Below are 20,106 nucleotides of genomic sequence, written 5' to 3' on the forward strand. Positions count from 1 at the left end.
TGTATCGCCATGCCTGAACCCTGTATCATCGCCGTTGCGATCACCGGCTCGCTGCCCCGCAAGGAAGACAATCCTGCGGTGCCGATCAGCGTGGCCGAACAGATCGAGTCGACCCAGGAAGCCTTTGAAGCAGGTGCGTCGCTGGTGCACATCCACGTGCGCAATGACGATCAGAGTTCATCGTCTGAACCAACGCGCTTCGCTGCCGTCCAGGCGGGGGTGCGCAGGCACTGCCCCGGCATGATCGTCCAGTTTTCGACCGGCGGGCGCGGTCGTGATCCTGCCGCGCGTGGCTCGGCACTTTATCTGAAGCCGGACATGGCCTCGCTTTCGACCGGTTCGGTCAACTTCCCATCCATGGTCTACGAGAACCATCCCGCCCTGATCGGTGATCTCGCAACCGCGATCAAGGCAAATGGCGTGCTGCCGGAGATCGAGATCTTCGACCTCTCGCACCTTCACACTGCCAGGCGGCTGGCCGACGCGGGACTTTTGGGTGAGCGCCCGCACATCCAGTTTGTCATGGGCGTGCAAAACGCACTGCCTGCGGAGGAAAGATTGCTCGATGTGCTCCTCGGGGAAGCGAAACTCCTGTTTCCACAATCCACCTGGACAGCGGCCGGAATAGGCCGCAACCAGACGATCGTAATGCAATGGGCGTTGGCGCGCGGAGCAGACGCAGTGCGCACCGGACTTGAGGATAATATCAGGATCACCAGGGAACGCCTGGCGCGCAGCAACGCCGAGCTCGTCGAACGCGCGGCGGCCTCGGTCGAGAAGTTTGGCCGGCGCGTGGCCACCGTCAACGAGGCGCGCCAAGCGCTTGGTCTGTCGTCAGGATCGTAGTTCCCCGTCGCAGCTTCGCGCCCCGCTGTCGGACCCTGTTGCGCCTTGCAACGTCCTCGTCGATCCTTCAGACATCGCTATCCGCGACAAGGAGGAAGCTCGACATCCTGGCGCACCCGGACATCAATAAGGCCGGCTTTTGCCACCGAGCACGACAAAAAGTGCACTGTCACCGTAATTCGTAATTCAAACGCATCCGCGAACTGCCCATCACACCGGACAAGCTGCTCTGAACCCGCGCGTCAGTAACAAACCTGCCCGAGCGTGATCATCACGCGCCGAGATGTGCTCGCCGCGACGAGTGCGTTCGCCGCTCGCGGGAGCCGTTACCGGACCACAGCGTCTCGCACTTGGCGAAGTCTTGCGGTGCCGAGCCTGGCAATAGTGACAGGCACGCCGCCAACTTATCCCAGCCAATACCTCGGCCCCGGCCCCTTGCGACCTGCCATATCGGCAGGGTTCGCAAGGCTACACCGGTCGATTGACAGGCAGCCGCAACCGATGCACTCGGTAAGCCCAGACCTCAGGCGCTGCAACTCGGCGATGCGCTGGTCGATGCGCTTGGTCCACTGACCCGACAAACGCGACCAATCCCGACGCGACGGCACGCGATCGGCTGGCAACTTGGCGAGCTCGGCGCCGATCTCCTCAAGCGTCAGCCCAATTCGCTGCGCAAAGACGACAAAGGCGATCCGGCGCAGCACGGAGCGCGGATAGCGTCTGTGTCCCGAGCCGGCCCGCTCGGACGCGATCAGCCCGCGCTCCTCGTAGAAACGCAGGGCCGAAGAGGCGACGCCGCTGCGCCGCGACACGTCGGTGATGGTCAGCATGGAATCCATGCATCAACGAAAGCACGATTCCCGCTTGACTTCAAGTTAACTTGAACTTGTAGCAACGGGCGTACAGATTGAAGGAGCACCGGCAATGCAGACGAATATTGATCTTCAGGGACTTCGCGTGGCGGTCACGGGCGGCACGTCCGGCCTCGGACTGGCGCTTGTGCGGCAGCTTGCCGAGCAGGGTGCGTCCGTCGCCTTCGTCGCCCGCACCACCGCGAACGTCGAACGCATCGCCGACGAGACGGGCGCGCACGGTATTGTCGGCGACATCGGCAACAAGGAGGACATCTACCCGATCGCGTTGCAGGTCACCGCCAGCCTCGGCGGGCTCGACGTCCTGATCAACAATGCGTCGAGCCTCGGCCCTGTCCCTCTGGCGCTCCTTGCCGATACCGAGTGCGAAGAGCTGGAAAAAGCGCTCGCGGTCAATCTCGTCGGCGCGTTCCGGCTGACGAAAGCCCTGTTCGGTGCGCTTGCCGCGTCCGCACGCGGGAGCCGTGGCGCGCTGGTGATCAACATCTCCAGCGACGCGGCGGTGAACGCCTATCCCGGCTGGGGCGCGTATGGCGCGAGCAAGGCTGCTCTTGCCCATCTGACGGCGATTTGGGACGAGGAGGCGAAAGCCGACGGCATCCGGCTCCTCGCGCTCGACCCCGGCGATATGAACACCCCGCTGCACGCGCTGGCGCTTCCTGACGCCGATCCGTCGACATTGAAGCGCCCTGAAGTGGCTGCTGCCGAGATCATCGAAAAGACGCTCGACGCGTTGCCGGTCCGCTCTACGCTTCTCGCCGGGGCACATACATGATTGCCGCCGACCGTCCCGATCGGCCCTCCGCAAGGCTGTTCGTCGTCGAGGCAGACGGCGCGATGCACGACCTGCCGCGCGCCGTACTCGCGACGCTATTCGATCCCGGCGATCTGGTCGTCGGCAACGACGCCGCGACCTTGCCTGCCAGCTTGCACGGAACGCATGTCCCCAGCGACGAGGCTATCGAGATTCGCCTGGCAGGTTGGCTGTCACTTCTCGATCCAACCCGCCTTGTGGCTATTGCCTTCGGCGCGGGCGATCACCGCACGCGCACGGAAGACCGGCTGCCTCCGCCTCCGCTCTCACCAGGTGACCGCCTCCGGCTCGGCCCACTGGAAGCCGTCGTAGAGCGCCTTCTCGACCATCCTCGCCTTCTCGAGCTACACTTCCCAGGCAACCGCACAGTGGTGCTTGCAGGCCTGGCGCGGCACGGCCGGCCGATCCAATACGCGCATGTTCCCGAACCGCTGGCCCTGTGGGATGTCTGGACGAAGATTGCCGCCGGGCCGGTCGCGTTCGAAGCGCCATCGGCAGGCTTTGCACTCGACTGGCGCACGCTCCAAGCCTGGCGTCGGCGCGGCGTCGGCTTCGCAACAGTCACGCATGCCGCGGGCGTTTCCTCCACCGGCGATCCCGCGCTCGACCTGCGCCTCCCTTTCGACGAGCCGTACCGCATCCCTGAGCGCACCGCGGCGCAGGTTGCGCGGGCGAAGCTCCGCGGCGGCCGCATCATTGCGATCGGCACGAGTGTAGTGCGCGCGCTTGAGGCGGCCGCCAACCCCGATGGCAGCGTGCGTGCCGAAAATGCCATTGCGACAGGGCGCATCGCGCGGGACATGCGGCTTCACGTGGTCGATGCGATTCTCACAGGCGTCCACCAGCCGGGCGAAAGCCATTTCGAGCTCCTGCGTGCCTTTGCCGACGATGCTCTGCTCGCCAAGGCCTCCGCAGCCTTCACCGCGTACCGATACCGCGCGCATGAATTCGGCGATTCCATGCTGCTCAATCGCCAACCGCTGCATCTATAGCGCGAACAGGACCGGCCGCCTCCTCCCTCACATGCGTCGATCACGGTCATGGAAGATTGGCCCATCGCCTCTACGGTGGCACGCCTGGACGCTGCATTCGGCGAGGCGCACTTCGATCTAGAGATGAGCGGTTGCCTGCTGGCTAGGTTCCGACACACAACGACAGCTTGCAACTTTCACCCGCACTAGCCTGACGACTGGATCTCACGGCTCGCCCAGCACATCGGCAGCCGCTCAAACCTGGCTTCAGCCTCGTGCTGGACGCTCCGAACGCTGGCGATATCAGCGGCTTCGTATTTGCAGATTATGCGCAGCCGGTCAGATGACAGTAACTACGGATCCGGCGGACGTCGTAGAGGTTGAGGCACGGCGCCATCCGCGCCTCCACCGCATTACGGTGACAGTGCACCATTTCTTTTCCCCGCCTGGCCGCGTTTTCTCGATTCACCGGTTTTCCGGTTTGCTCGGCAATCCGGTCCGGAGTGCTTCGCTGCCCACCGGCCGCAGATGCCGACATCGGCGGCGCAGCAATGCAAATCGAGCTATGCGTTCAACCTACACACAGCGACAGCCGAGCAAACATAGCAAAAAGTGCACTGTCACGGTAATGACAGGCTCAACGCGGTCGCCGCAGCATCGGGACTTGCGTCGGCGATGAACCGACCTGGATCGCGCCGAGCGGTTCGAAGCCGTGGCGCCGGTAGAACGGAATGTTGCGCGGGTTCGAGGATTCCAGATAGGCTGGCGCGTGATCGCGATCGCACCGCGCGAGCGCGTACGCCATCAAGGCGTCGCCGTGACCTTCGCCCTGATGCGCCGGGTCGACGCCGATCACGGGCAAGTACCAATGCGGTTCGGTCGGATGGTACTTGGCCATCTGCTCGAATATAGCGGCGACTTCAGGGGCGAAAGAGGGCGCAACCGTGCTCTCGACAACCGCACCAAGCCCTTCCTCGTCGGGATGCACACCGGGCGACAGCCACAGCGCCGCCCCGGCGTAGCCATCGGTGCAAAAGGCGCTTCCGTTTGAGAATGCCCTGGCCCCGAACGCGCGGACCAGTCGCGGCATGGCGGCAAGGTACTGGTGTGCATGCGGCCAGGTCCATCGCGCCATGGGATCCTCTGCAAAGGCCAGCACGATGGTTCCGACCGCCGGATCTTCATCGGCCGCGCCCATAACTCTCACTGTCGGCGATTTCATGCTGCCCTCCAGGTGACGCAGGTGGTTCGACGAGGCGCCCGCGCCCTCAACTGGCGCCGCAACAAGCGGGCAGGAGTCCGTGATCAGGCAGTCCATCGGAAACCCGCCCCACATCTGGCTACCATGTTTCGCCTCCGGCGTTAAGTTTATCTCCTGACGCAACAAGTTGATTCGAGAAACGGAAAGGAAACCCCCGAGGAAGGAGACAGGAGCGATGACGAAACACAAGACCGGAACACGCGAGGAATGGCTCGGAGCGCGGCTCGCACTGCTCGAGGCGGAGAAACGGCTCATGCGGCAGAGCGACGAGCTGGCGCGACAGCGACAGGAGCTGCCGTGGGTTCGGATCGATAAGGAGTATCTATTGGAGACCGAGGAGGGCAGCGCCTCGCTCGCCGACCTCTTCCAGGGGCGCTCGCAACTCTTCGTCTATCATTTCATGTTCGGCTACGGATACCGGCTCACCGATGAGCGCCAAGGATGCACCGGATGCTCGTTGATCGCCGATCACTTCGACTGCGTCATCCCCCACTTGAACGGCCGCGACATTACCCTCGTTTGCGAATCGATCGCCCCGTTGCAGGAGCTCCAGGATTACAAGCAGCAAATGGGCTGGCGTTTCCCGTGGGTTTCGTCGCTCGGGAGCGATTTCAAATACGACTTCGGCGCCGCCTTCACCGAAGAGCAGCAGAGAGACGGCGCCGACTACAACTATCAGCATGTCGACAGGGCCGAGCCGCAGAAGGAGGGAATGAGCGTCTTCGCGCTCCAGGACGGTGCCGTCTACCACACCTACTCGACCTATGCCCGTGGCACCGAGGTGTTTATGGGGGTCTACCGTTTCCTCGACCTGGCTCCGCGGGGAAGGAACGAGAACGGGCTCGAGTTCCCCCAGGCGTGGTGGCGCCGCCATGACGAGTACGGCAATCGCTGAGTGTCATGGGCACAACCGCGAATTACGGTGACAGTGCACTATTTTCCTTTCTGCCTGCCGTGCCTTCCCGATTCCCACATAGCGACAGCCAAGCACGGCAAAAAGTGCACTGTCAGAGCGCCGGGAGACCGGCAAGGAGTATGTGGTGAAAGTCCACTGCGGTGAAGGAGTAGCGCCCCACATCGGCCCCGAGCCGTGCGTCGCTGTCCGTGAGGGCAGGGGCGAAGCGTCGGCAGGGGAGAGCATAGGCCAGCCATCGAGGCCGATCCTCGCCTAGCGCGTGATGAAAGCAGAAGGAAGAGAGGCAATCGCGCAGTGCGGTTATGTGCGGTCACGGCCTATTAAACGGACGGTGGCACTGTATGGCGCCACCAATCGGAGCAGAGATTTTCGCTGCGATCCCGGAATTGCCTGATGCGCTATCGCATTGTCGGGGATTCGAATCGCTGGGGCGTTTTGGTCCGTACCCCCGAAATATCCTAGCTTTTCCTACGAAGCGACAGCGGAATGATTTCAATACATGCCGGGACTAGGCACCACTTGCGGGGCTTCCGATTTCAGGTTCCATCGCTATCCGTCGTCGCGCGCTCTATCGACGGCGGGTGAAACCTAATATACATTAAGATCATCTTGAGAGAACCTTGATCCGCCTTCGAGGGCGCTTGGGCGAATGTTGCTGTCGCGCCCCAAGACGTATGCTTACGAACTGTTTAACGAGCCGCTCACGAACTCGTTCGCGGGCGCTCGCATTGGGAACTGATCGTATCCTAACTAAGCGGAGTAAACACAATGATGATTAAAGGTCTCGCCGGGGCAATTCTGGTACTCTCCGTGCTTGGAACAACTGAATTGGCAGCACAGACATTCACAATTTGCGAAGGGGAGTATGAAGTACCGCGCGGCAAGCGGGTGGGCTGTCGCGGTGCATACGATTCCTATGTCTACTGCGGAGAGACGAAAAAAAGGGCGAAGAAACTGTGTGAGGAGGCTGGCGCGTCGGGAAGCTTCACCGCTGTACGATTGAATACCTATGGTGGCAACAAATGCGGGTATGGCTTCACGAGAATTACGTGCAATTGACACCAGCTTGATTGCCTTGTGGCTCCAGAAAAGTGTAGCGACTTTGTGCCCTGTCTGATGAAAAAGATCGCCTTCATGTGTCAAACACCTAAGAGTCACCGAAAGTTGCTAAGGCTGGTTGTTAGTCCTAGGAGGTAACTGATGCCCACAAGCAAAGACATAGAAAAAATCGCCACGCGATTCGCAAATCAATACAATATAGATCTGCAGGCCATCCGGAAAGATACGTCGACGCTTCAAGCTCTCGTAGCTGCGCCGTCAATTGACTCAAAGGCAATAACAGAATCTTGCTACACGTATACCGGGTCCGGCGCGGATGTGCCTAACCTGGAAGGTCCAAACTCGACGCAAGTGTCTATAGATAGCAGATTATCATCCCGCCTAGTAGAAGTGAACTTAGACGAGGCAAGCAAATACGCCCAGACGTGTGGTCAGTTGCGGGATCAGTACGGCGCACTTGCGAAACAAAGGAATGATACGAGATATAAAGGAGAGGAGTTCGTTCGACTTGACGAGGTGCATTCCCTGGAAATCGACGCGGGATTGTATAAGTTGCCCTGGCAAGAGGCTGCGGACGAGGGCGCTGGCCTTGACGCAGCAATTCAGCAAACAGAAATACAAACAAGTATCCCCGGAGATATGTTATCTGCGCCTAAGGGAGCAAAAAAATACGGAGGGATACTTACAGATCCGATAGTTAACCAAAACGTCGAGGCGAATACATTTATAACCAAGAATACTGCAAATTCAAGTAAAGAGCAAGTCGGAACGTCCGCGCTATTTTCATGGAATTACCGCAGCAGTATTGAATTGGCTACTTGGCTTCAGGCGCAGGCTCTTGCGCACTCAACGTTGTCTCAACTGACAGCCAAGTCAACGACCGTGCGAAGAAGGGAGGAGTTTCTAAGGAAGGATGAGGGCTTCAAGCTTCAGCGCGCCTCGATAAGTAGAAATCTTGCTTGGCGGCAGATTGCCGAGCATTGTCGCCCCGGATCGCCGTTGAACTACGATGAACGTCTCAGGGCAATCAAGGCCCAGTATGAGGTCGTTCTTGATCTTCTGGTTGAGAGGGCGCGAGTTCTCTCAACCGGCGCGAAGGAAAGTTATGGTATCGACCTGCCGTTGCCGGACCTTCCGGCTGGCTCGGTTCTGGACAATTTATCAGTTTGGCTTGTTAAGTTGGGAGATGCCCTAGCAAAAGTAAAACGCACCCAGAGTCTTGCTGTGCTCCAGGTGCTGGTGGAAGTGCCCAAACCTCCGGGACCAGCGGGCGGGTCGTTGGATGTAGCGGTTACTGTTGACGCTTCGACACTTCACGGCCAAGGGCTCTTACTGCGAGGCATAAATTTTGAATATCAGGGAAGCAGCGGTACGCCGCTGTCTTTAGCCGTCATCCCACCGGCGGCGGCTAGGGTGCTGGGAGGAAGCGATCCGCTGAGATTTGGGCGCGTCTGCTTGGTCGCCCCGGGTCTAGACATTCGGCCACAATTCTCTGATCAGCTTTGGAACGGAACGCCGTTCGGAGAATGGAAGATAAATGGTAAGGTGCCGAGCGTCGGGATCGATAGCTTGATAATGTACTTGTGGGCAATCACATGACAAGTCGAAGGTAACCGTTTTTTCTAACTAGGCAAACCTGGGAATAAACAAGATGGCGGGATTCAGTCGCCGGCAGGTGCTTGTAGGGATCTCCACGACGGCGTCTCTTGGCGCTGTTGGGGTGGCGCACGCGTCTGTATCAGAGACTGGGGCAAGCGGCGGGTCGTCAGGATCATCATTAAGGGAAGAAGAATATTCCGCACAGCAACGCGATCGTAGTATGGACAATAGTAGTTCGTATCGATCTGAAGGCATAGACAATCCTTATAGACCGAGCGCTGCACTGCTATCTTTGCTGGGAACAGAGTTTCGCGCGCCGCGATGTGACTTTCAGCAATTAGACAGTGATCAGCGTGTCGCTACCGGCAGTTATGCAAAAGCGCCAGATAAACGTAGTGTGGCTGCAGGCGACTTCTTCGCGGATAACCCCAATCGGAACTTGGGGTTGGACGGGAAAGCTCCTCTAGAGAAACAGGTCCTGTGGCTAAAGGAACAGGTGAAGGTTCTGCCCGAGGGAGTGACAGTCTCTGTAGGAGCAGCCAAAGAAGGGGAGGTCGATCTAAAGGCCGGACCCCTTCATATTTTCAGTCTCGGCATGGTTGATGTGTCTCGCGACGGAGTAGGTGTGTCTCAGACTGTCGGTGCGGGCGGCGTCGTCGGAGTGTTCTATACGATTTCACACATGGCCCAAGAGACTACACATTTCGCTGGCTTTTTTTTGGAGGCGTCGGGAAAGTCGAGCAGTATCGCCTATTTCACCGCGCTAAACATAACGGAGGCCCTACATGGCAGCGTTGCGCTCCACCAGGGTTTTCTAGCGACCGCTCGAAGTGGTGCGTTTGAAATTAGCCATGAAGTGCATCCAGTTCAGGAGGTTTACAAGGTCTTTGAACAAGTCCTTGGCCCCTTAACCGACTACAGAAATTTTCAAGACCCGCTATACAGAGACTACGGCTTCTAGCGTAAGCAAGGCCCCCGGCGTTGGCGAGGCGTAACCGTTGACATTTTCCTGGAGTGTTCGCCGCAGAGGCATCACCTGTGAGCCGCCAAGCGCCCTAGGGGTCGATTCCGTGTGGCGGGGATCAAGATTGGCGCCGTGCAACACCAAGGGAAATCGGCCGGTTCCGAATTCCTCAAAGTGAACGGTGCAAGATGGTAGACGACACTCCATCACATTTACTGGCGCAGCCACTTACCACGAATCTGGGGGTCAGGAGTTCGAATCTCTTCGAGCGCGCCGTTTTCTGCTTTTATGACAATAGCTTACGAAGTCGTGACAATTGCCAAGACGGGCGCTCGGCCGCTTGGTCGCCGCTGTGTCGGATTTTAGTGGCGTGAGTAAATGTCCTGAGATGTCGTTTGCCGCAGCCCTCAGGCTCATAACCTGAAGGTCACAGGCTCAAATCCTGTTCCCGCAACCAAAATGCTGAAAATTACGGTGACACTGCACTTTTTCATCAGGGCCGAGCAAATGACAGTGACAGTGCACTTTTTTGTTTTCCCCGCCTGCCGCGTTTTCACGCTTTTCCGGTTTGCTCGGCAATCCGGTCCAGAAGTGCTTCGCTGCCCGCCAGCCGCCCCGATGCCGACTTCGGCGGCGCGGCAATGCAGTCGAGCTACACACAGCGACAGCCGAGCAAACATGGCAAAAAGTGCACTGTCACCTTAATGCACCTTAATGCACCGTAATGCGGAGCAGTCATCGAAGTCTGCCTAGCTCACCGGCCGACCCGCGCCCGCGGTGGGCGCAGGTGATCCGTTTCCCGAAGGTAGGAGCGCGTCGGCCTTGCCGCCGGGCCGGTTAGCCTGGCGGCATCTTCTCGAACGTCTTCAGCGCGGTATCCATCTTGTCCCAGGGGAGGGCGCGGCTGCCGTAGGTCACTACGGTCGGATTGAACCGGCCCGGATCGTCGAGACTTCCGGCATAGACCGCGATCGGGTCCGGCATGGCGGCGAATGTCAGGTAGACCGGCGTTCCGCAGACCGGGCAGAACGAATGGATGTTATCGTTGCCGCTGTCACCCGCAATGCGCCAGTCCGTCGCCGTGCCGGTGATCTTCACATCTGCCCGCGACGGAAACGTCAGATAGGATTGGTGACCGGTGCCGCTTCTTTTCTGGCAATCGCGGCATTGGCAGTGGTTTTCGAAGATCGGGGCTGCCTTTGCCTCGTAGCGGACCGCGCCGCACGCGCATCCGCCGGTGTAGAGAGTGCTCATCTGCTCGGTCCTTTGTTCTGGGTCAGGCCGCCAGTTCGGACGCGCGCGGCTTGGCGAAGACATCGATCGCCTGACCCGTTTCGAGGAAGGATTTCAGGCTGGAGAGGACGATCGGCCAACCGCGCTTGATGCCGTTCGCCATGCCGCTGCCGGCTTCGAGGTCGTCATGGCTGACGGTCAGCCGGACCATGGCCTCGTACTCCTCGAGCTCGAAGGTCACCCGGCTGTAGCTCGCCGGATCGGACGCCTGCGAAGCGTTTGCCCAGGTGATGACGAGACGGGTCGGCGGCGACACCTCGACGACCTTGCCGACGAGCTCGACGGTCCGTTCATCATTGGCACGGATATGCTCCCAGCTCGAACCGGGCTTCCAGTCGGAGACGTTTTCGTGGCCCCAGTAGCGCCGTGCGAGGTCTGGTTTGGTTATCGCCTCGAACACCTTTCCCGGTGTCGAGACAATATAGGTCGTGTAGATAAAGCTGATCGTTTCCCTGGTCATTGCAACGCTCCGTTTGTTTCACGAGTACAGGTAGATGGGGAAACCGGGTTCGTGTGAGTGACAATCTTGTCGCGAATTGCATCTGTTATGAAAAAAGGTTGACGCATGGCGCGCTGGCAGCTTGCTCATGGACGGCATCTCGATCTTGGCGCGACATCGTTGCTGATGGGGATTTTGAACGTCACGCCGGACAGTTTTTCCGACGGCGGAGAATTCGACCGGCCGGAGCGGGCGCTGCAGCAGGCGCGGCGCATGATCGGCGAGGGCGCGGCGATCATCGATGTCGGCGGCGAATCCACCCGGCCCGGCGCCGGCGCCGTTTCGGCGCGCGAGGAACAAGCGCGCATCCTGCCGGTCATCGAGGCGCTGTCGTCCGACGGCGGCAGCCTGGTTTCAGTCGACACCTACAGGGCCGAGACGGCGCGGCTGGCGGTCGCCGCGGGCGCGCATATCGTCAACGACGTGCATGGCCTGCAGCGCGAACCCGACATCGCGCGGGTCGCGGCGGAAACCGGCGCCGGCCTCGTCATCATGCACACCGGGCGCGGCCGCGAAAAGCTGGCGGATGTGATCGCCGACCAGTTCCTGTTCCTGAACAGATCGCTGGAGATCGCGCGCGACGCCGGCATCGCGGACGAGCGGATCGTGCTCGACCCCGGCTTCGCCTTCGCCAAGGACAGCGAAGAAAACCTCGAGCTCATGGCTCGCTTCGGTGAATTGCGCGCGCTCGGTTTTCCATTGCTCGTCGGCACGTCACGCAAGCGTCTTGCCCGTCACCTGGTCGGCGAAAGCGACGAGGGGCGAGACGTCGGCACGGCGGCAACCAGCGTCATCCTGCGGCTGAAGGGCGCTTCGATCTTTCGCGTCCACAACGTCGCCGTCAATCGCGACGCACTGGCATTCGCCGACGCGGTGCGCGAGCGCGAGACCGGGGAAGAGATCAGGCGGGCTCGGTGACGACGCCGATCCGCCGGTAGACGAATTGTTCGTCGTTCGAAGGAACTGCCGCAGCACGCTGGGCTTCGTCGATCAGCATGGCCATGCGCGCATGGATCGGCGATTTCGCGCAAGCCGGGTCGGTCGCGGCGGCGTCGCCGGCGATCGCCATCGCCTGGCAGCGGCAGCCGCCCCAGTCGATCTCACGCCGTTCGCAGCTGCGACAGGGCTCAAGCATCCAGTCGGTGCCGCGAAAGGCGTTGAATGCCGGCGAATCGGTCCAGATTTCGGCCAGGCTGCGCGGTCCGAAACGCTCAAAGCTGAGCGACGGGATGGTCTGTGCGGCATGGCACGGCAGCACGGTGCCGTCCGGCGCCACCATGAAGGCGTCGCGCGCCCAGCCGCCCATGCACGGCTTGGGATAGATGGCGAAATAATCAGGCGTGACGAAATCGATGTTCATGATGCCGGTGAGCCGTTCGCGCGCCGCCGCGACGATCTCCGCCTGACGGTCGACCGCAGCACGCTCTGGCATCAGTTGATCGCGATTGGTCAGCGCCCAGCCGGCATACTGCACATTGGCGATCTCGAGCCGCTCCGCGCCGAGCGAGAGCGCCAGCTCGATGAATTCTGGCACTTCCTCGATGTTGTGGCGATGGATCGGCGCGTTGATGGTAAGCGGCAGGCCGGCAGCGCGGGCGCGGCGTGCCGTCTCCAGCTTCTTTTCGTGGCCGCCCTTGTGATTGCCGATGCGGTCGGTGGTCGCCGGCCGTGCGCCTTGAAAGCTCAGCTGCAGATGGTCGAGCCCGGCTTCGGCAAATGCCTCGATGCGGCCTTCGGCGATGCCGACGCCGGCGGTGATCAGGTTGGTGTAGACTCCGCGCGCCGAAAGCCCGGCGATCAATCGCTCGAGGTCGCGGCGCAGCGTCGGTTCACCGCCCGACAGATGCACCTGGAGAACGCCGAGATCGGCGGCCTGAGAGAACAGGTCGAGCCAGGCCTGTGTATCGAGTTCGCGATTGGCCTTCAGCAATTCGAGCGGATTGGAGCAATACGGGCATTGCAGCGGGCAGCGATGCGTCAGTTCCGCCAGCATGCCGATCGGCGGGAGAAGGGGCTCGCTCATAGTTTTACCAGCAACTTGTCCGACCATTCTTGCAGGAAGGCGACGACGTCGGCCGCCACCGCCTCCTGTTCTGCGTCATAATCCGCGGCAAGCTCGGCGATGATGTGGCCGACCGTGGATCTCCCGTCGCAGCGGCGCAATATATCGAGGCTGATGTCGTTCGGCCAAAACACCTTTTCCGGCGAGAGCACGGCGAACGCCTGCCGCACGGGGTCGTACTGTATGCGCACGTGCTTCGGCAGCGACGGCACCGATCGCGGCGAAACCAAAGCTCTTTCATGCAGCGCCATCATCGGGCTGGCTCCGGACGGAAGGCGCCGGGCGGGATGTTTCCCGGCTCGCCATAGGCGTGTTGAAGCGCGTCGAGCATGGCCCACAGTATATCGCATTTGAACACCAGCGCATCGATCGCCTGCTGCTGGCGTTCCGCCGTGTCGGCATGGCTGAGCACGTAGGCGAGGGCGAAGTCGGCGTCGCGCGAGGCCTGTTCGGGCCGTCGGCTGAAATAGGCCAGCGTATCCTCGGTGATGTAATCGTATCTGGCCAGCATCGCCGGGACCCGCTCACCGATGATGAGCGGCGAGAACATCTCGGTCAGCGACGATGCGACCGCCTCGAACAGCGTCCGGTTCGTACAAAAGGCGAGGTAAGCGCCGACCGCGAAACGTGTCGCCGGCAGCGCCAGCCTCTCGCTCTTCACGTCATCGGCATCGAGGCCGAGCGAGGTCGCCAGATGCAGCCAGCGCGCGATGCCGCCGCTCCAGCCGTCCTCGCCGTCATGGTCCTCGATGCGTTTGCGCCAGGCGGCACGAAACGCCGGGTCCTGCGCATGTGCCAGGATCATGGCATCCTTGCGCGGGATGACGGCCTGGTAGCAATAGCGGTTCAGCGCCCAGGCCTGCATCTCGGTCCTCGACAGCGCACCGCTGGTCATCCTGTGATGGAAAGGATGGCGGTTGTGATAGCGCTCGGCGCCGACCTGCCGCAGCACGGCTTCGAGCTCGCTGGAGGACAGGCGGTTCCTGGCCGCGTCGTGGAAATCGCTCAAAATTCCATCTCCATGCCGTCGCGGGCGACTTCCCAGCCGGCGGCTTTCACCGCTGCGTGTTCGGCGGAATTCTCGTCCAGAACAGGGTTGGTGTTGTTGATGTGGACGAAGACACGGCGGCCGATCCTCACATCGGCCAGGCCGGCGATCGAACCTGTGTCTCCCGACATTGCCAGATGCCCCATGCGCGCCCCGGTTTTTTGGCCGACGCCGGCGGCAATCATCTCGTCGTCGGTATAAACCGTGCCGTCGAACAGAAGGCAGGCGGCATCGGCTAGACGCGTGCGCAGGGTCGCATCGATGCGCGCGCAGCCCGGGATGTAGAAGACGGAGCCGCGACTGCCGGCACCGGCGACACGGACGCCGACCGTGTCGCCGGACTCGGAGCTGAAATTGGCATCCGGCCGGCTTCTTTCCTCGAGATAGAGCGCTATCTTTCCGGGCACGGGAAAGCTCTCGACAATCACGCCGGTGTCGTGGCCGTCTGCATCGCAGATCGCCAATTCCTTCGCCGGCGGCAGGATGCGCCGCGGCACGAGCGCCGGATCGAGAACATTGAAAATCGAATTCGCCTCCAGCGTCGCCAGAACCTGTGTCGTTGCATAGATGGCGAAGGGCTGCCGCTCACGCAGGCTGAGCAGGCCGGCGACATGATCGACATCGGCATTGGTCAGCACCACCGCACGGATAGGCGTCGAACGCAGCGGCGCATCATGCGCGGGCTGCAATTCAGGCGTTTGCGCAATCTGCTGGCGAATATCGGGCGAGGCGTTGAAGAGCACCCAGCCGGCCCCATCCACTGACGCGGTGATGCTTGATTGGGTTCGCGAATGCACGCCAGCCATCCCGGTGCGAGCCGCGCGGCTCAGGCGATAGTTGCAATTCCATTGCGGAAAGCCGCCGCCTGCCGCCGAGCCGATGATTTTCAAGCGCATTGCAATGCCCGCTCTGCGGCTCATTCAACCAACAGCAAATTTTGGACCGCGAATGGCTTCGCGCCCGTATTGAACGCGCCAAAGCCTTTCACGAAGACCTCGCCCGGCAAGGCAGTGCGTGCCCCCGTTGCCAGGGACACGCACCTCTGCGGCCTACTTCTTGGGAGGAATTTCAGCAGGCAGATACCGCGAAATTTCGAAGCCCGCAGCAACCTGGCACATGGTCGGTTTCGTCCAGCTCTTCTTCATGGCATTTCTCCTCTTCTACCAGCCCGAAGGGGCCGATCCTTTTCTCAGTCAACCATTGCTGGGCACCATTGCAATGGCTCGTCCATCAGCTCTCAAAATGGACAAATGAAACGGTAGGTTCTGAAAACTCGAAAAACAAGACGGTCGAAAACAACAATGCTCATGCTTCAATTGCTGATCGCGTAAGGCTTCTTCTCCTCCAGCGGAAGGTTTGCACCTTCCCATCCATCGGCGCCGGGCGGATACCAGATCACCGATCTGTAGCCCCATTCGACGGCCCGTTTCGCGGCATTCCAGGACATCCAGCAATTCGTCATGCAATAGAACAGAATAGCGCGCGACTTGTCGGGACCGGCTTCGGCCGCGAGGCCCTGGCGAAAATAACTGGCGGTCTCCTCGGAGATAGCGCCGTAACCGACATTGGCGAGCCAGGTGCTGCCTGGGATATCCTTTCTGATCGTGTCTCTCCAAATCGTTCCTGCCGGCAAATTAGCCGGCTTCGGCGTGTTCGGCATGACGTCGAAGAACACCGCCTTCTTCTCCCGCCACAGCGCCTCCGCCTCTGCCGTCGTCACCACGCTTGCGCCCCGCAGCGTCTGCGGCACCGGCGCCCGATAGTCGTCCATCCGGTAGCCGCCGGGCTCGGCGACATCGCCAGCCCACATCGGTTGGGTCAGACCCAGAAGGCCCGCAGCGACCAGCAAAATCGTCTCCTTTCCTCTCATACCGGTTTCGTCATTGCGTGATCGGATTATCGTGTTCGTCGATCAGCGGCACATTGTAGTCCAGCAGGATCCTGTTGATCTCCGCCTGGTTTTCCCTGATCACCCGGTTGAGCGTCCGCTTCCATTCCTGGTCGGATGGACGCACGCCCATGGTGATGCGGTAGGACATGCGCGAGCCGGTTTTTTCCTTCACCAGCGGAACGATCATGAGATCGGCGCCGAGTTCCTTGGCATAGTAGCCTGCCATCGGTCCCCACATGACAGCCGCATCGATCTTGCCGGCGAGCATGTCCTTGATCATGACCTCCCCCATGGAAGCGGTGAGGCGCGTATCCACCGCCAGCGGATAGATCTTTGCCTTTCGCAGGAGCTTGTTGGCGGCCATGTTGGCAGTCGGCGGCGTGCTTTCGACGACACCGATCTTCTTGCCGGTGAGTTTCGGATCCTCGATCGTCTCGACGCCTTCCATGCCGTTGCCCTTCGGGTGCACCAGCACATAGGAGGAGCGATAATAGGCGTTGGTGTTCTGCACCAGTTCATCGCCCTGGGCGTAACCCATGATGATGTCGCATCGGTTGGCCGCCAGCGTGTTGCGCACGAAGCCGGCGACAACAGGAAACCATGTATAGGCGACGGACTTCCGGCCGGTTTTCGCGGCAACCAGTTCGGCCAGCCTGTTTTCGAGGCCTTCGCCGCTCTCGTCGGTGAAGGGCATGTTTGAAGGATCGGCGCAGACGCGCAGAGTGTCGGGGTCGACCAGTTCTCCCGCGGCACCAAGGCCGGCGTCCTGCGCCTGGGAGTTCGAAGGCAGCAAGGCGAGTGCGCCGAGCATCGGCAGGACAAAGCGCAGCTTCAACGCATCACGGCCAATCATATCATCCACCCATACAGGATGCTTCGGCATCCTTCGCTGCCTGTGGCTTGTCTGATTTCTTCGGCGGCCTGCCGCGGGGCGCCGCACCGTCGGCGCGGGCACGCAGATAGACGTAGAGATCATCCATGTAGCAATAGACGTTCTTGTTGTCGCCGAAAGCGGGCATGACATTCTCCTTGCCGCCGCCGACATTCTTGCGGCCTTCGGCGACGATCGAGAGGAACGTGGCGTAGTCCATGGTTTTCAAGCTGTTGACCAAGGCCGGCGCATAGCTCGAACCTGTGCCGTCCGGTCCGTGACAGACATGGCAATCGGAGTGATACCGGCGGTAACCGCTGAACGTATACCAATCGACGGTTCCTTTTTCGATCTTGTAGGTCGGATTACCCTCCGCATCCAAATACTTGCCGTCCTCTTCCGTCACCGCCTTGGCTTTTTCCGCGCTGTCCGAGGCCTGCGCGAGACTTGAGCTTGCCAGAGGCAGCAGAGCCAGAACGAGAGCGGAAATTACAATGCGAACGGACATTCAGACTCTTCCTTCATTTGCCACGGACACGGGTTTGCTGTCGTGAAGCGGCATTGATCGATGTTTTGGGTGCGCGACGAAATCGAGAGCCCGGTCCTGGCTTCCCGGTGATCCGGGCTCTCGCTTTTCAAGCCTTGGTCTTTTTCACAAGACCCGAGGCGTGCCTAAGGTTCCCGTGTATCAGTCCGGGAGACCGAAGACGGTGAGCTGGCCGCCCAGCGTCGTGTAGTCGGCAAGTGCTGCGTAGCCACCGACCGCGCCCAGACCAGCAGTTCCAACGACCGCGGTCTCGTCGCCTTGCTCACGGCCCTGATCGACGGCGCCATGCCAGGCAGCGGCGTTTTCGGGCGAAAGCAGTCCACCTGCCAGACCGATACCGGCCCATCCACCGACGCCGGACAGAACGGCGATGTACTGCTTGCCGCCATGCTCGTAGGCCGTGATGTTGCCGATGATGCCGGACGGGGTCTTGAACTTGTAAAGTTCGTTGCCGTCATGATCGACCGCCTTGATGTAGCCTTCGAGCGTGCCGTAGAAGACGACGTCGCCGTCGGTTGCCAGCGCGCCCGACCACACCGAGAACTTCTCGGGCTTCGACCAGACGATCTCGCCCTTGGCCGCATCCCAGGCAATGAAGTTGCCCATGTGGTCCTCACCAGGGGGAGGATACATCGACACGGTGGCGCCCACGTAAGGCTGGCCGGCAGTGTAGCTCACCTTGTAAGGCTCATAGTCCATGCAGACATGGTTTGTCGGTACGTAGAACAGCCCCGTCTTCGGCGAATAGGCCGCCGGTTGCTGGTCCTTGGTTCCAAGCGCCGCCGGGCAGATGCCCGTCGAGTTGGTGTCTTCGCCGTTCGCCTGGGTCGAATATTTGGCCACGACCTGCGGGCGGCCATACTGGTCGCTGCTGGGGTCCATGTTGACTTCCGTCGCCCAGTTCACTGCCGGATCGTATTTCTTGGCGACGAGAAGTTCGCCACTGGCGCGATCCATGGTGTAGGCAAAGCCATTGCGGTCAAAATGCACCAGCACGTCGTGCTTGGCGCCGTTGACCTCCATGCCGTCGACGAGAATCATCTCGTTGACGCCGTCAAAGTCCCACTCGTCATGCGGGGTCATCTGGTAGAGCCATTTGGCAACACCAGTATCCGCATCGCGAGCCATGATCGTCATCGACCAGCGATTGTCGCCTGGGCGCTGCACCGGGTTCCATGTCGAGGGATTGCCGGTACCATAGTAAACCAGGTTCAGCTTGGGATCATAGGAATACCATCCCCATGTCGTGCCGCCGCCTGTCTTCCACTGTTCGCCTTCCCAGGTGTTCGTGCCGGAATCCTTTCCGACAGGTTTGCCGAGATGGGTGGTCTTTTCGGGATCGATCAGGGTGTCTGCGTCCGGACCTTCCGAATAGGCCTTCCAGGCGAGCTTGCCGTCTGCCAGATTGTAGGCGGCCAGCCAGCCGCGAACGCCGAATTCAGCGCCGGAGACGCCGACGAGCACCTTGTCCTTGACGACCACAGGCGCTGACGTACCGGATTCGCCCTTTCCGCCGTCGGTCTGCTCGCCGTTCTTGACTGACCAGACGACCTTGCCGGTCTTGGCATCGAGCGCCACGACGGTGGTGTCGGCCTGGTTTAGAATGATCTTGCCGTCACCATAGGCGACGCCACGATTGACCGTGTCGCAGCACATGATCCCAATGACATTGGGGTCTTGCTTGGGCTCGTATTTCCAGAGGATCTTTCCATCATTGTTGAGATCGAGAGCATAGACGGTGTTCGGGAACGGCGCGTGAACGTACATCACATCGCCGATGATCAGCGGCCCGCCTTCATGGCCGCGCAGCACGCCAGTGGAGAAGCTCCACTTGACCTGCAGGTTCTTCACATTGTCCTTGGTGATCTGGTTAAGTTTGGAAAAGCGGGTGTTGGCGTAGTCACCCGTCTGCATCACCCAGTCCTTGGGATTTTCGGCCATTTTCATCAGTTCTTCATTGGCCGACGTCATGTGGACCGCGCCGAACGACATGAGCGCCGCGGTCGTTAGTAGGTAGGCAGTTTTCGCAAGTACACGCATCAAAGTCCTCCCAGGGTTCACAATGACGAATCGTCCGTCGAGCCCACGAGGGCTTGCCCAAGCGATTCATGTGGGGGAAGTATTTCCGGCAGCGTGTCACGACCTAAGCCGAATGAGCAGAGGGCACCGTTACTGCCCATCCCACTTGGCCTACGAAAGACTGTCGCCGCTCCCTAATGACGGTGACGCCCTTGAAGCCGGAAACAGGATGAAGCTATGTCATCCCCAGGCGGAAGGCAAGAAAAATCACTTCCGTCTATGTTGCACTGCAATATAGAGAAATAAATATGAAAAAACCCAGACAGAAAGCTATTGTTCGACTGTGAATGAAGCGCGATTTATATAAGTTGCCAAATTTTGCGTATTTTTTTGGCAAAATGTATTGATTTCTATTTGCGAATATTCCTCAGAGCATATGGGTTTAAGTATGCGCGTGTCGCTCGAGGTGCCGATAGTGGAGGAGACATGAAATGAAGGTCAGCACCAGGATTAGGAGCGGAAATTCGTGCTGTCGGGGAGGCCTTTTGCCGGCCGGTACGGCCCTGCTCCTTTG

21 protein-coding genes are annotated in these 20,106 nt (G+C 60.3%); 9 read left to right on the forward strand and 12 right to left on the reverse strand.

The genetic code is table 11. The annotated features are described in order from the left end of the window. Nucleotides 1-9: 9 nt before the first annotated feature. A complete protein-coding gene (locus CIT26_RS32070) occupies nt 10-846 on the forward strand; it encodes a 3-oxoadipate:acetyl-CoA acetyltransferase (RefSeq protein ID WP_095496292.1) in 837 nt (278 codons plus the stop codon). A 404-nt stretch (nt 847-1,250) separates the two neighbouring features. Here the strand turns inward: CIT26_RS32070 and soxR are convergent, their stop codons facing one another. After that, nucleotides 1,251-1,685, reverse strand: coding sequence for a redox-sensitive transcriptional activator SoxR (soxR, locus tag CIT26_RS32075; protein ID WP_095496293.1), 435 nt, complete (start codon nt 1,683-1,685; stop codon nt 1,251-1,253). Between the two features lie 118 nt (nt 1,686-1,803). On the opposite strand from soxR, the gene CIT26_RS32080 reads away from it, so the two are divergent. Next, nucleotides 1,804-2,493 carry an SDR family NAD(P)-dependent oxidoreductase gene (locus tag CIT26_RS32080; RefSeq protein WP_245319635.1) on the forward strand — a complete coding sequence of 230 codons (690 nt, stop codon included), beginning with the start codon at nt 1,804-1,806 and terminating at the stop codon, nt 2,491-2,493. Then, nucleotides 2,490-3,524, forward strand: coding sequence for an S-adenosylmethionine:tRNA ribosyltransferase-isomerase (locus tag CIT26_RS32085; RefSeq protein WP_095496295.1), 1,035 nt, complete (start codon nt 2,490-2,492; stop codon nt 3,522-3,524). Before CIT26_RS32080 ends, CIT26_RS32085 begins: the two co-directional genes overlap by 4 nt. Nucleotides 3,525-4,140: 616 nt before the next feature. Here the strand turns inward: CIT26_RS32085 and CIT26_RS32090 are convergent. Further along, nucleotides 4,141-4,725 carry a GNAT family N-acetyltransferase gene (locus CIT26_RS32090; RefSeq protein WP_095496539.1) on the reverse strand — a complete coding sequence of 195 codons (585 nt, stop codon included), beginning with the start codon at nt 4,723-4,725 and terminating at the stop codon, nt 4,141-4,143. 214 nt (nt 4,726-4,939) lie between these two features. Between CIT26_RS32090 and CIT26_RS32095 the strand changes: the two genes are divergently transcribed. The 4 genes from CIT26_RS32095 to CIT26_RS36265 all read left to right on the forward strand — a co-directional run bounded on the left by CIT26_RS32095 (nt 4,940) and on the right by CIT26_RS36265 (nt 9,299). Beyond that, nucleotides 4,940-5,659 carry a DUF899 domain-containing protein gene (locus tag CIT26_RS32095; protein ID WP_095496296.1) on the forward strand — a complete coding sequence of 240 codons (720 nt, stop codon included), beginning with the start codon at nt 4,940-4,942 and terminating at the stop codon, nt 5,657-5,659. A 789-nt stretch (nt 5,660-6,448) separates the two neighbouring features. Beyond that, nucleotides 6,449-6,739, forward strand: coding sequence for a hypothetical protein (locus tag CIT26_RS36260; protein WP_143747965.1), 291 nt, complete (start codon nt 6,449-6,451; stop codon nt 6,737-6,739). A 141-nt stretch (nt 6,740-6,880) separates the two neighbouring features. Beyond that, the gene (locus CIT26_RS32105; protein WP_095496297.1) at nt 6,881-8,338 is read left to right on the forward strand and encodes a hypothetical protein; all 1,458 of its coding nucleotides are present in this window, start codon (nt 6,881-6,883) and stop codon (nt 8,336-8,338) included. Nucleotides 8,339-8,390: 52 nt separating this feature from the next. Next, nucleotides 8,391-9,299 (forward strand): hypothetical protein, encoded by a 909-nt coding sequence (locus CIT26_RS36265; RefSeq protein WP_143747966.1) that lies wholly within the window; start codon nt 8,391-8,393, stop codon nt 9,297-9,299. Between the two features lie 840 nt (nt 9,300-10,139). Here the strand turns inward: CIT26_RS36265 and CIT26_RS32115 are convergent. Together CIT26_RS32115 and CIT26_RS32120 are read right to left on the reverse strand one after the other, a co-directional pair. Continuing rightward, on the reverse strand, nt 10,140-10,556 hold the full coding sequence (locus CIT26_RS32115; RefSeq protein WP_095496299.1) for a GFA family protein: 417 nt from the start codon (nt 10,554-10,556) through the stop codon (nt 10,140-10,142). A gap of 22 nt (nt 10,557-10,578) precedes the next feature. Then, on the reverse strand, nt 10,579-11,055 hold the full coding sequence (locus CIT26_RS32120; protein ID WP_095496300.1) for an SRPBCC family protein: 477 nt from the start codon (nt 11,053-11,055) through the stop codon (nt 10,579-10,581). A 105-nt stretch (nt 11,056-11,160) separates the two neighbouring features. Between CIT26_RS32120 and folP the strand changes: the two genes are divergently transcribed. Continuing rightward, complete coding sequence (gene folP, locus CIT26_RS32125; protein ID WP_095496301.1) at nt 11,161-12,012, forward strand: dihydropteroate synthase; 852 nt, start codon at nt 11,161-11,163, stop codon at nt 12,010-12,012. On the opposite strand, the gene pqqE is transcribed toward folP, so the two are convergent. From pqqE to pqqB, 4 genes are read right to left on the reverse strand one after another with little or no spacing between them, the layout of a single operon-like run. Beyond that, entirely contained in the window at nt 11,996-13,117 is a 1,122-nt protein-coding gene (gene pqqE / locus CIT26_RS32130; RefSeq protein ID WP_095496302.1) for a pyrroloquinoline quinone biosynthesis protein PqqE, read from the reverse strand. The genes folP and pqqE overlap by 17 nt on opposite strands. Next, complete coding sequence (gene pqqD, locus CIT26_RS32135) at nt 13,114-13,410, reverse strand: pyrroloquinoline quinone biosynthesis peptide chaperone PqqD (protein ID WP_095496303.1); 297 nt, start codon at nt 13,408-13,410, stop codon at nt 13,114-13,116. Before pqqD ends, pqqE begins: the two co-directional genes overlap by 4 nt. After that, entirely contained in the window at nt 13,407-14,165 is a 759-nt protein-coding gene (gene pqqC / locus CIT26_RS32140; protein ID WP_095496304.1) for a pyrroloquinoline-quinone synthase PqqC, read from the reverse strand. Before pqqC ends, pqqD begins: the two co-directional genes overlap by 4 nt. Continuing rightward, a complete protein-coding gene (pqqB, locus tag CIT26_RS32145) occupies nt 14,162-15,100 on the reverse strand; it encodes a pyrroloquinoline quinone biosynthesis protein PqqB (protein WP_095496305.1) in 939 nt (312 codons plus the stop codon). The genes pqqC and pqqB overlap by 4 nt, the downstream gene beginning before the upstream one ends. 220 nt (nt 15,101-15,320) lie before the next feature. Here pqqB and CIT26_RS36915 point away from each other — a divergent pair, with 220 nt between their 5' ends. Next, nucleotides 15,321-15,458 (forward strand): hypothetical protein, encoded by a 138-nt coding sequence (locus tag CIT26_RS36915; RefSeq protein WP_164547143.1) that lies wholly within the window; start codon nt 15,321-15,323, stop codon nt 15,456-15,458. Nucleotides 15,459-15,516: 58 nt separating this feature from the next. On the opposite strand, the gene CIT26_RS32150 is transcribed toward CIT26_RS36915, so the two are convergent. The 4 genes from CIT26_RS32150 to CIT26_RS32165 form a co-directional block, all read right to left on the reverse strand. Then, nucleotides 15,517-16,074 carry a PQQ-dependent catabolism-associated CXXCW motif protein gene (locus tag CIT26_RS32150; protein ID WP_095496306.1) on the reverse strand — a complete coding sequence of 186 codons (558 nt, stop codon included), beginning with the start codon at nt 16,072-16,074 and terminating at the stop codon, nt 15,517-15,519. 10 nt (nt 16,075-16,084) lie between these two features. After that, nucleotides 16,085-16,948: a quinoprotein dehydrogenase-associated putative ABC transporter substrate-binding protein gene (locus CIT26_RS32155; RefSeq protein ID WP_245319636.1), complete on the reverse strand. Its 864-nt coding sequence runs from the start codon at nt 16,946-16,948 to the stop codon at nt 16,085-16,087. Between the two features lies 1 nt (nt 16,949). Beyond that, nucleotides 16,950-17,474 carry a c-type cytochrome, methanol metabolism-related gene (locus CIT26_RS32160; protein WP_095496308.1) on the reverse strand — a complete coding sequence of 175 codons (525 nt, stop codon included), beginning with the start codon at nt 17,472-17,474 and terminating at the stop codon, nt 16,950-16,952. Between the two features lie 180 nt (nt 17,475-17,654). Next, nucleotides 17,655-19,553, reverse strand: a complete 1,899-nt coding sequence (locus CIT26_RS32165; protein ID WP_095496309.1) for a methanol/ethanol family PQQ-dependent dehydrogenase — start codon at nt 19,551-19,553, stop codon at nt 17,655-17,657. Between the last annotated feature and the right edge of the window lie 553 nt (nt 19,554-20,106).

Origin of the sequence: Mesorhizobium temperatum (assembly GCF_002284575.1) — a bacterium.
Lineage (GTDB): Bacteria > Pseudomonadota > Alphaproteobacteria > Rhizobiales > Rhizobiaceae > Mesorhizobium > Mesorhizobium temperatum.

Excerpts from the sequence above, each read along its gene's own strand:
- CIT26_RS32070 (WP_095496292.1), top strand. The coding sequence starts at position 10 with ATGCCTGAACCCTGTATCATCGCCGTTGCGATCACCGGCTCGCTGCCC.
- soxR (WP_095496293.1), bottom strand. The coding sequence starts at position 1,685 with ATGGATTCCATGCTGACCATCACCGACGTGTCGCGGCGCAGCGGCGTC.
- CIT26_RS32085 (WP_095496295.1), top strand. The coding sequence starts at position 2,490 with ATGATTGCCGCCGACCGTCCCGATCGGCCCTCCGCAAGGCTGTTCGTC.
- CIT26_RS32090 (WP_095496539.1), bottom strand. The coding sequence starts at position 4,725 with ATGAAATCGCCGACAGTGAGAGTTATGGGCGCGGCCGATGAAGATCCG.
- CIT26_RS32095 (WP_095496296.1), top strand. The coding sequence starts at position 4,940 with ATGACGAAACACAAGACCGGAACACGCGAGGAATGGCTCGGAGCGCGG.
- CIT26_RS36260 (WP_143747965.1), top strand. The coding sequence starts at position 6,449 with ATGATGATTAAAGGTCTCGCCGGGGCAATTCTGGTACTCTCCGTGCTT.
- CIT26_RS32105 (WP_095496297.1), top strand. The coding sequence starts at position 6,881 with ATGCCCACAAGCAAAGACATAGAAAAAATCGCCACGCGATTCGCAAAT.
- CIT26_RS36265 (WP_143747966.1), top strand. The coding sequence starts at position 8,391 with ATGGCGGGATTCAGTCGCCGGCAGGTGCTTGTAGGGATCTCCACGACG.
- CIT26_RS32115 (WP_095496299.1), bottom strand. The coding sequence starts at position 10,556 with ATGAGCACTCTCTACACCGGCGGATGCGCGTGCGGCGCGGTCCGCTAC.
- CIT26_RS32120 (WP_095496300.1), bottom strand. The coding sequence starts at position 11,055 with ATGACCAGGGAAACGATCAGCTTTATCTACACGACCTATATTGTCTCG.
- folP (WP_095496301.1), top strand. The coding sequence starts at position 11,161 with ATGGCGCGCTGGCAGCTTGCTCATGGACGGCATCTCGATCTTGGCGCG.
- pqqE (WP_095496302.1), bottom strand. The coding sequence starts at position 13,117 with ATGAGCGAGCCCCTTCTCCCGCCGATCGGCATGCTGGCGGAACTGACG.
- pqqD (WP_095496303.1), bottom strand. The coding sequence starts at position 13,410 with ATGATGGCGCTGCATGAAAGAGCTTTGGTTTCGCCGCGATCGGTGCCG.
- pqqB (WP_095496305.1), bottom strand. The coding sequence starts at position 15,100 with ATGCGCTTGAAAATCATCGGCTCGGCGGCAGGCGGCGGCTTTCCGCAA.
- CIT26_RS36915 (WP_164547143.1), top strand. The coding sequence starts at position 15,321 with ATGGTCGGTTTCGTCCAGCTCTTCTTCATGGCATTTCTCCTCTTCTAC.
- CIT26_RS32150 (WP_095496306.1), bottom strand. The coding sequence starts at position 16,074 with ATGAGAGGAAAGGAGACGATTTTGCTGGTCGCTGCGGGCCTTCTGGGT.
- CIT26_RS32155 (WP_245319636.1), bottom strand. The coding sequence starts at position 16,948 with ATGATTGGCCGTGATGCGTTGAAGCTGCGCTTTGTCCTGCCGATGCTC.
- CIT26_RS32160 (WP_095496308.1), bottom strand. The coding sequence starts at position 17,474 with ATGTCCGTTCGCATTGTAATTTCCGCTCTCGTTCTGGCTCTGCTGCCT.
- CIT26_RS32165 (WP_095496309.1), bottom strand. The coding sequence starts at position 19,553 with ATGCGTGTACTTGCGAAAACTGCCTACCTACTAACGACCGCGGCGCTC.